Origin of the sequence: Stenotrophomonas sp. PS02289, from assembly GCF_029960115.1 — a bacterium.
Taxonomy (GTDB): Bacteria; Pseudomonadota; Gammaproteobacteria; order Xanthomonadales; family Xanthomonadaceae; genus Stenotrophomonas.
On sequence record NZ_JASCOZ010000235.1, the window covers coordinates 1 to 5,015 of the forward strand.

General features: G+C 66.4%; 5 protein-coding genes. 3 read left to right on the forward strand and 2 right to left on the reverse strand.

Going from position 1 to position 5,015, the window contains the following annotated elements; genetic code table 11:
- Window positions 1–109 precede the first annotated feature (109 nt).
- The gene (locus QMX83_RS19965) at window positions 110–562 is read left to right on the forward strand and encodes an Rrf2 family transcriptional regulator (protein WP_282298384.1); all 453 of its coding nucleotides are present in this window, start codon (window positions 110–112) and stop codon (window positions 560–562) included.
- Complete coding sequence (locus QMX83_RS19970; protein ID WP_282298385.1) at window positions 552–1,454, forward strand: NAD(P)/FAD-dependent oxidoreductase; 903 nt, start codon at window positions 552–554, stop codon at window positions 1,452–1,454. Before QMX83_RS19965 ends, QMX83_RS19970 begins: the two co-directional genes overlap by 11 nt.
- Before the next feature lies 1 nt (window position 1,455).
- Here the strand turns inward: QMX83_RS19970 and QMX83_RS19975 are convergent, their stop codons facing one another.
- A complete protein-coding gene (locus tag QMX83_RS19975; RefSeq protein WP_282298386.1) occupies window positions 1,456–2,676 on the reverse strand; it encodes an RtcB family protein in 1,221 nt (406 codons plus the stop codon).
- Between the two features lie 293 nt (window positions 2,677–2,969).
- A complete protein-coding gene (locus QMX83_RS19980) occupies window positions 2,970–3,920 on the reverse strand; it encodes an aldo/keto reductase (RefSeq protein ID WP_282298387.1) in 951 nt (316 codons plus the stop codon).
- A 172-nt stretch (window positions 3,921–4,092) separates the two neighbouring features.
- Here QMX83_RS19980 and QMX83_RS19985 point away from each other — a divergent pair, with 172 nt between their 5' ends.
- Complete coding sequence (locus QMX83_RS19985) at window positions 4,093–4,947, forward strand: methyltransferase (RefSeq protein ID WP_282298388.1); 855 nt, start codon at window positions 4,093–4,095, stop codon at window positions 4,945–4,947.
- Window positions 4,948–5,015: the final 68 nt, after the last annotated feature.

A 5,015-nucleotide genomic window follows, 5' to 3' on the forward strand; every position in this document is an offset into this window, starting at 1 on the left:
GCGCTACCGGATGCAATGCTGCCGTCTTTGGTAGCGCCGGCCGTTGGCCGGCCCACGCGATCCAACACCGCACTGGACAACCGACCCATAATGTAACTATCGTAGTTACATGAAATCCAACAACCAGTTCTCCGACGCCCTCCACATCGTCGCCCACCTGGTCGGCCAACCCGGCCCGCGCACCTCCGAGCAGCTCGCCACCTGCCTGCCCACGCACCCGGTGGTGATCCGCCGACTGCTGGCGCAGCTCGGCAAGGGCGGAATCGTGCAGACCGTGCGCGGCCACGGCGGTGGCAGCCAGCTCGCCCGCGATCCCGCGCAGATCACCCTGCTGGACGTCTATCGCGCGCTCGGCTCGCCGACGCTGCTGCACACCGGCGTCCGAGAAGGCGGCCGTGGCTGCCCGGTCATGCAGGTGGTCAACGACGCCCTCGACGACAGCTACCGCCAGGCCCAGGCGCTGCTGGAAACCCGGCTGCAGGCCACCACGCTCGCCACCCTCGGCGCGGACTTCGCCGTGCATCTCGCAAAACACACCTCAGGAGGTTCCCATGACCTTTGACGCCATCATTGTCGGCGGCAGCTTTGCCGGCCTTTCTGCCGGCCTGATCCTCGCGCGCGCTCGCCGCAACGTGCTGGTGGTGGATGCCGGCCTGCCGCGCAACCGCTTCGCCGCGCATTCGCATGGCGTGCTGGGGTTGGACGGCATTGCCGGCAGCGAACTGCTGAAGCAGGCCAAGGCGCAGCTGCTGGACTACCCCACCGTGCGCTGGAGCAACGACACCGTGGTGGACGGACACGTCACGCCAGATGGCTTTGCGCTGCGCACAGAAGGCGGTGAGACCTGGGCCACGCGCAAGATTCTGCTGGCCACCGGCGTGCGCGATGAGCTGCCGGAGCTGCCCGGGTTGGCCGAGCGATGGGGCAGTTCTGTGGTGCATTGCCCTTACTGCCACGGCTATGAAATTGGCGGCGGATCGATTGGCCTGCTCGGCGGACATGCGATGTCGCCGAAAATGGCAGGCGTGCTGGCCGACTGGGGGCAGGTGACCTTCTTCACCCAGGGTGCGGAGATCGATCCGGATGAGTTGGCAACCCTGCAGCGGCGCGGTGTCATTCTGGAAACCACGCCAGTGGTGTCGTTGGATGGCGAGGCACCGCAGCTCAGTGCCGCGGTGCTCGCTGATGGTCGTCGTATCGATATCCGGGCATTGTTTGTCACTGCGCGCCAGCACATGGCGTCTCCGCTGGCCGAACAGCTGGGCTGCGTATTGGAAGACAGCCCCGTGGGCGTGCTGCTGAGCGTGGATGCCCAGAAGCAGACCAGCGTGCCCGGGGTGTATGCCGCCGGTGATGCAACCACGATGGGCAACATCACCCTGGCCATGGCCGAAGGCGTGCGTGCAGGTGTTGGCCTGCACCACGCCTTGATTGCGGACGATGGCGCGGGGTGAATCACCCCTTGATGCACACCACCTGCCGCAAGGTGTGCACCACCTCGACCAGATCGCTCTGTGCCGCCATCACCGCGTCGATCGACTTGTACGCCGCCGGCGACTCGTCGATCACCGCCGCGTCCTTGCGGCACTCCACGTGTGCGGTGGCCTCGCGGTGCTGGGCCAGGGTGATCTGCTGACGCGCCGCGGTGCGGCTCAGCACGCGGCCGGCACCGTGGCTGCAGCTGTGGAAGCTCTCCGCATTGCCCTTGCCCCGCACGATGTAGCTGCGCGTGCCCATGCTGCCAGGAATGATGCCCAGCTCGCCGGCACGTGCGCTCACCGCGCCCTTCCGAGTCACCAGCAGCTCTTCACCGCCGTGCGTCTCGCTCTGCACGTAGTTGTGGTGGCAGTTCACTGCCAGCTTCTCCAGCTGGAACTTCGGCAGCCGCAACCGCATCTCGGCCAGCACCCGCGCCATCATCGCCTCGCGGTTCTCACGCGCGTAGTCCTGTGCCCAGCCCACCGCCTGCACGTAGTCGTCGAACAGCGGCTCGCCCTGCAGGAAGAACGCCAGGTCCTTGTCAGGCAGATGGAAGCCCAGCACCCGCCGCGCCAGCTGCTCGCGCGCCTGCTCGATGAAGTAGGTGCCGATCAGGTTGCCGGTGCCACGCGAGCCGCTGTGCAGCATCACCCACACCGCGCCGGTTTCATCCAGGCAGATCTCGATGAAGTGGTTGCCGCCGCCCAGCGTGCCGATCTGGCAGGCCAGCTTGTCGGTGCGGATCTTGCGGTGCCGCTCCTTGATCGCGTCCAGCCCCTGCACCAGCCCGGAGCGCTCGATCCGGCTGCGGATGCTGTCCGGCAGCAAGCGGTGTTCGCCGCCTTTGCCGTTGCCGACCGGCACCGCGCGTTCGATGCTGCTGCGCAGCTGGGCCAGATTGTCGGGCAGATCTTCCGCCCGCAGCGTGGTGCGCACCGCGGCCATGCCGCAGCCGATATCCACCCCGACCGCGGCCGGGATGATCGCGCCGCGGGTGGGAATCACCGAGCCCACGGTCGCGCCCTTGCCGACGTGAACGTCGGGCATCACCGCCACCCACGGCCCCACGAAGGGCATGTTGGCGATGTTGCGCAGCTGCTGCTGGGCAAGCTCGTCCACCGGTACGCCGCGCACCCAGCCCTTGATCTGGGTCGGGCCTTCGGCGTGCAGCAGTTCAAATGTGTCTTGCGTGTTCATGGATTCATTCCTTTGACGCCAACGCAAACAAAAACGCCCCCGGATGCAGCATCCGAGGGCGTTGGCGTGCCTCGGAGATCGGAAGCCCGATCTCCGTGCAGGAAGATCAGGGTGTGGCCGGGTGCTTCGCACCTGCGGCATCGCGCGCACGCAGCACGTGCAGCATGTGCGAGAGTCGGTGAGCGATGGCGAAGGAACTGCGGTGCATCGGGGGCCTCAGGTTGAAGGGTGGAACCGCACAGGGCGGCAATGGGCGCGTACCTTACACGCATTACGCGCCCGTTGCCACGGTGTCACGCCGAAGCGGCCTCCAGCTGCGCCAGCTCCTGAGCACTCAGCGTCAGCTTCGCCGCTGCCAGCACATCCTGCAGCTGGGTCACGTTGGTGGCACTCACAATCGGTGCGGTGATGGTCGGCTGCGCGATCAACCACGCCAGCGCCACCTGTGCCGGCGTGGCCTTGTGCGAGGCGGCCACATCATCCAGCGCCTCCAGAATGCGCAGGCCGCGTGGGTTCACATACTTGCCGACCACGCTGTTGCCACGCGAGGCGCTCTTGCCGGCGTCGTCCGCGCTGCGGTACTTGCCGGTGAGGAAGCCGCTGGCCAGCGAGTAGTAGCTGATCACGCCCAGCCCGTGCTCGCGCGCCACCGCTTCCAGCTCGTCCTCGTAGCCGGCGCGGTCATACAGGTTGTACTCCGGCTGCAGGGTTTCATAGCGCGGCAGCTTGTAGTCGGCCGACACCTTCAGCGCATCGCGCAGGCGCGTGGCGCTGTAGTTGGAAGCACCAATCGCACGCACCTTGCCCTGTTCGATCAACCGGCCGAATGCGGCCAGCGTGGTTTCCAGCGGAACCGACTCGTCATCTTCGTGCGCCTGGTAGAGGTCGATCACATCGGTCTGCAGGCGGCGCAGCGAGTCTTCCACTGCGGCGGCGATGTTGTCGGCGGAAAGCCCGGGGCGTTCGGCCCACTTGGCCACTTTGGTTGCCAGCACCACCTTGTCGCGCTTGCCGCTGCGCTGGAACCAGCGACCCAGAATCGTTTCCGACTCACCGCCCTGGTTGCCCGGCACCCAGGCCGAGTAGGCATCGGCGGTGTCCACCAGATTGAAGCCGGCGTCAACGAAAGCATCCAGCAGATCGAACGAGGTCTTCTCGTCCGCACCCCAGCCAAACACGTTGCCGCCAAACGCGATGGGGGCCACTTTCAGGCCGGAACGGCCGAGTTCGCGCGCTGCAGTCATGGGCAGGTCTCCATTGAGAATCAATGGAACAGCATACGGTCGCGGTGATGACATCGCCGAGGCACGCCGCACAAAACAGTGTTCCGCAATACGCCACCGTACTAACGATTTGTGAACACCTTGATGCAATGGGCTGCTAGTCTCGCCGCATCCCGTCACTGGAGTTGTGCCGATGAAAGCCCGTTCGCTCAGCTGTGCCTGCCTGTTCACCGTGTCCACGCTGCTGCTCGCCGCCCCTGCCATGGCGGTCAAGCCGGCCGGTGCCAACGCGCAGCCGGCGATCACCCCGGCCGTGCAGGCCGCCGTCGACGGCAAGGGCCGCACCCCGGCCAATGTGCAGCGCGATGCCTACCGCCACCCCGCGCAGACGCTGTCGTTCTTCGGCGTGGAACCGGGCAAGACCGTGGTCGAAATCACCCCGGGCGGCGGCTGGTACTCGGAGATCCTCGCTCCGCTGCTGCGCGACAAGGGCACCTACGTGGCCGCCGTGGTCGACCCGATGGCGGTCGCCGAAGGCCGTGGCCGCGACTACCAGCAGCGTGGTCTGGACAGCCTGAGCAAGAAGTTCGCTGACACGCCGGCGATGTATGACAAGACCCAGGTCGTGAAGTACGACCCGAAGGCCCCGGTGTTTGGTGCACCCGGTTCGGCCGATGTGGTGCTGACCTTCCGCAACGTGCACAACTGGCGCAGCGCGGGCCAGGCCGAAGGCATGTTCAAGGGCTTCTACGACGTGCTCAAGCCCGGCGGCGTGCTCGGCGTGGTGGAGCACCGCGCCAAGGCCGATGTGCCGGCGGACGACAAGAGCGGCTACGTGGGCCAGCAGCAGGTGATCGCACTGGCCAAGGCCGCCGGTTTCGAGCTGGCCGGCAGCAGCGAGATCAACACCAATCCGCGCGACACCAAGGACTACCCGAACGGCGTGTGGACCCTGCCGCCGTCGAACAACCACGATGCCGCCGATGCCGCCAAGTACAAGGCGATCGGCGAAAGCGACCGCATGACCCTGCGCTTTGTGAAGCGTTGATGCGGCTCGGGGGTGGGGCCTTATGCCGTACCCCCCCGGGGGACCCTTTCTTTTAAACATATCACAGC

What these genes read in the sequence shown, in the direction of transcription:
- QMX83_RS19985 (WP_282298388.1), top strand. Translation starts at nt 4,093, where the DNA reads ATGAAAGCCCGTTCGCTCAGCTGTGCCTGCCTGTTCACCGTGTCCACG.
- QMX83_RS19980 (WP_282298387.1), bottom strand. Translation starts at nt 3,920, where the DNA reads ATGACTGCAGCGCGCGAACTCGGCCGTTCCGGCCTGAAAGTGGCCCCC.
- QMX83_RS19970 (WP_282298385.1), top strand. Translation starts at nt 552, where the DNA reads ATGACCTTTGACGCCATCATTGTCGGCGGCAGCTTTGCCGGCCTTTCT.
- QMX83_RS19965 (WP_282298384.1), top strand. Translation starts at nt 110, where the DNA reads ATGAAATCCAACAACCAGTTCTCCGACGCCCTCCACATCGTCGCCCAC.
- QMX83_RS19975 (WP_282298386.1), bottom strand. Translation starts at nt 2,676, where the DNA reads ATGAACACGCAAGACACATTTGAACTGCTGCACGCCGAAGGCCCGACC.